3 protein-coding genes are annotated in these 4,112 nt (G+C 42.2%); all 3 read left to right on the forward strand.

Going from position 1 to position 4,112, the window contains the following annotated elements:
* Positions 1-193 precede the first annotated feature (193 nt).
* The 3 genes from trmL to AB5Z52_RS16080 are packed head-to-tail and all read left to right on the forward strand — an operon-like array spanning position 194 to position 3,972.
* Complete coding sequence (gene trmL, locus AB5Z52_RS16070) at positions 194-697, forward strand: tRNA (uridine(34)/cytosine(34)/5-carboxymethylaminomethyluridine(34)-2'-O)-methyltransferase TrmL (RefSeq protein ID WP_003127047.1); 504 nt, start codon at positions 194-196, stop codon at positions 695-697.
* A gap of 27 nt (positions 698-724) precedes the next feature.
* A complete protein-coding gene (locus AB5Z52_RS16075) occupies positions 725-1,378 on the forward strand; it encodes a histidine phosphatase family protein (protein WP_003127049.1) in 654 nt (217 codons plus the stop codon).
* A 17-nt stretch (positions 1,379-1,395) separates the two neighbouring features.
* A complete protein-coding gene (locus AB5Z52_RS16080; protein ID WP_003127050.1) occupies positions 1,396-3,972 on the forward strand; it encodes an ATP-dependent RecD-like DNA helicase in 2,577 nt (858 codons plus the stop codon).
* Positions 3,973-4,112: the final 140 nt, after the last annotated feature.

The raw sequence follows: 4,112 nt of genomic DNA on the forward strand, positions 1-4,112 counted from the left end.
TCATTATAAGTGCTCCTTCGTTTTCAAGACAGCGTTAGAGGTTCGGCAAAATTTGCCGAACCTTATATGTTTTTTATGCTCAAAGTTTCAGTAAATCAGATAGAAGTTCGCAAAACGATTTTCGTTAAAATATGGTACTATAGAATCTATTGAGAGACAGTTGGCTCGAACCAATTGAAAGGAGTCTTACCAGATGAATCACATTGTTTTATTTGAACCACAAATTCCTGCCAATACCGGCAATATCGCTCGGACTTGCGCGGCCACCAATACACATTTACACCTAATTGAACCATTAGGCTTTTCAACAGATGATAAGCATTTGAAGCGTGCTGGACTTGATTACTGGCATGATGTTCATATTACTTATCACAAAGATTTAGCGGCATTTATGTCCTTTTTAGGTGATCGTCCACTGTACCTGATCTCTAAGTTTGCCAATCGTGTCTATTCTGAAGTAGATTATACGACTCATGAAGACCAATTTTTCCTTTTTGGGAAGGAAACAACTGGATTGCCTGAAACATTCATGCGCGAACATGCGGACAAATGTTTACGAATTCCAATGAATGATGCCCATGTCCGATCATTGAATTTATCTAACACTGCCGCGTTGATTATTTATGAAGCTTTACGGCAACAAGGGTTTCCAGAGCTAGAATTGACTCATCACTACGACAATGACAAATTAGATTAGATACAATCGATAGGAGAGACTTGTTCGATGCAATTATATTTTACTCGTCATGGCAAAACAGAATGGAATCAAGCACGACGATTTCAAGGAATGATGGGCGATTCACCATTGTTGCCTGAAAGTTATAAGGAGATCCAGCTTTTGGGAGACGCAATCGCAAATGTTCCTTTTGAAAAAATCTATTCAAGTACCTCGTTACGTGCCCGTACAACCGCACAAGGGATAGTGGAAAGATTAAAGCAACCAGTCGAGATTGTTTATACAGAAGGATTACGTGAACTTGGACTAGGCGATTTAGAAGGGCAGTTCATTGATGAAATGCAGGCAAAATACCCGCAAGAGCTGGCTGATTTGCGCCACCATCTTGACCGTTATGACCCAACGATATTTCAAGGAGAGCCCATCGAAGATGCCCTGAAGCGCATTGAAACAGTGGTGATGACTGCTGTGCAAGCCCACAATGGTCCGTTACTTTTTGTCGGTCATGGGGCCTCATTGACGGCAGCTATCCAATGGTTGGCTGGAAAAGAATTGGCACAATTGCGGGAACAAGGTGGTCTTGTTAATAATAGCTTGACCATTTTAGAGACAGGAGCAGATAAACAATTGCCTTTTGAGATGACCTGTTGGAATGATGCAAGTTTTCTAGAAAATCAAGACAGTTTAGATGCCTTACTATAGGTGAAAGGAGCGGCGTCGTGAATCCAGAAAGAACATTTTTTGTCGGCCATGTTGCCGCGATCTTTTTTCAAAATCCTAGCAATTTCTATAAGGTACTTTTAGTCAAAGTGACAGAAAATAATGCGGATTACAAAGAATCTGAGATCGTCGTCACTGGGAGCTTTGGTGAGATCCAAGAAGAGGAGAGTTACCGATTCTACGGTGAGTTAGTCAATCATCCTAAATATGGCGTCCAATTAAAAGTGGACAGCTATCAGCAAGAACAACCTACATCAGAGCAAGGTCTGATCAATTATCTTTCAGGAGAGAAGTTTCCTGGTATCGGTAAGAAGACGGCTGAAAAAATTGTGGGGCTTCTAGGAGATCAGGCGATCGATCGCATGTTAGAGGACCCGGTATTGTTGGAGCAAATTCCTGGATTGAATGAAAGCAAGCGAAAAATGATTCTTGATACGGTTCGACTCAATCATGGGATGGATCAAGTGATCGTTGGGTTAAGCCGCTATGGATTTGGTAGTCAGCTTTCTTTTGCCATTTACCAAGCATACAAAAATGAAGCATTAGAGATCATCCAAGAAAATCCTTATCAATTAGTCGAAGATATTGAAGGGATTGGCTTCAAACGGGCAGATAACATCGCCGATCAATTAGGAATTGAAGCCACCTCGCCCCAGCGCTATCGTGCGGCAGTTTTGCACCAGATTTTTGCCCAATCTTTACAGACTGGGAACACGTATATTCACGCACAAGATTTGCTTGAGCAAACACTTCGGTTGTTGGAAACGAGTCGACCCATCGAAATTCCACCGGATGACTTGGCAAATACGATTATTGGATTGGTAGAAGAAGGCAAGATCCAACAAGAAGAAACGAAGTTGTATGAAAACAGTCTCTATTTTTCAGAGTGGGGGATCGCCAATTCGATCCAACGATTATTAGCTCGCAAAAAAGAAATCAACTACCCCAAAAAAACAGTTGAAAAAACACTGCGAAAAATCGAGAAGCGATTAGGGATCGTCTATGGATCTTCCCAAGAAGAAGCCATCAAAGAAGCCATCCATTCCCCATTATTTATTTTGACTGGCGGACCTGGAACAGGGAAAACGACAGTAATCAATGGGATCGTTCAATTATTTGCTGAATTGAATGATCTTGATTTAGATCCCGCAAAATACACGGAAGAAATGTTCCCCATCTTGTTGGCAGCTCCTACAGGTAGGGCAGCCAAACGGATGAATGAGACGACGGGACTTCCCAGTGGGACGATTCATCGTTTGCTTGGGCTTAACGGCCGTGAGAAGACGCCTAGTGTCGCTGCGAAAGAACTTGAAGGCGGTTTGTTGATTGTTGATGAAATGTCGATGGTGGATACGTGGTTGGCTAATACATTGTTCAAATCGATCCCTACAAATATGCAAGTTATTTTTGTTGGCGACAAAGACCAACTGCCTTCAGTAGGACCGGGACAAGTGCTGCATGATCTTTTAGAAATCGAACAGATTCCAAAACAAGAATTGACCGAGATCTATCGTCAAGGAGATGGGTCAAGCATCATTCCATTGGCTCATGCGATAAAAAATGGGCAACTGCCTGCAGACTTTACCCAAAATCAAAGAGATCGCTCTTTCTTTGCTTGTGATGCTTACAAAATTGAACCGTTGATCGCACAAATCGTGCAACGGGCGAAAGCGAAAGGCTTCACACCGCAAGACATTCAAGTTCTAGCGCCAATGTACCGCGGAGCAGCAGGGATCGATGCACTAAACAAGATGATGCAGGAAATCTTTAATCCAAACGATGGGACCAAAAAAGAAGTCACTTGGAATGAAACAGTCTACCGGATCGGAGATAAAGTTTTGCAGCTGGTCAATTCGCCAGAAGACAATGTTTTCAATGGGGATATGGGACAAATCGTCGGCATTATTCCTGCCAAACAGTCAGAAGACAAAGTGGACGAATTAGTGATCCAATTCGATGCCACAGAAGTTACCTATAAGCGAAATGAATGGAATAAAATCACATTATCCTATTGCTGCTCGATCCATAAAGCGCAAGGAAGCGAGTTCAAAATGGTGATCATGCCGATGGTTCATCAATACCAACGAATGCTGCAACGAAATTTACTCTATACGGCAGTGACCCGCAGCAAAGAGCTGTTGATTTTATTAGGAGAACCCCAAGCTTATCAAACATGTGTGACACATGAGTCCGCCACTCGACTGACTACCTTGCAAGAGCGGATCAACGGCAGCGACGAGATGACACCTTTGCAACGTCAAAGGTTGGCACAGTTTGAAGAAGCAGATGATCCTTTCTCAGAGTCTAACTCACAGACAACAGCCACAATGAAAAGTGAAAAGAAAACAGATACTGCCCGTGAGCCGGTGAGCAGTAAGCAGTCGGTTCAGAAACAGGAACTTGATTTGTTTGCCACAACACCGAGTGAATCCATCATCGAAGAAACACTACCGGAAGGAACTATCTCAAAAGAACCGCTTTCGAGAGAATTGACAATCGAAATGGTTCAAAAAAATGTGGTTGATCCAATGATTGGGATGGAAAATCTTTCTCCATATGATTTTCTCGTCTCTTAAAAAAGAATTTTTTACAGTTAATGAAAATGAGCGCTTTCTTTTGGTTTTTTAGCGAAACATGCTAAGCTAATACCAAAAGGAGGCGTTTTCAAATGGCGAAAGAAACAGATGACAAATTAGAAAAATTAGCAAAAGAATCC

It is taken from the genome of Enterococcus sp. RTP21361st1_A6_RTP21361_211029, assembly GCF_040910045.1.
GTDB classification, from domain to species: Bacteria; Bacillota; Bacilli; order Lactobacillales; family Enterococcaceae; genus Enterococcus_D; species Enterococcus_D gallinarum.

What these genes read in the sequence shown, in the direction of transcription:
- trmL (WP_003127047.1), top strand. Translation starts at nt 194, where the DNA reads ATGAATCACATTGTTTTATTTGAACCACAAATTCCTGCCAATACCGGC.
- AB5Z52_RS16075 (WP_003127049.1), top strand. Translation starts at nt 725, where the DNA reads ATGCAATTATATTTTACTCGTCATGGCAAAACAGAATGGAATCAAGCA.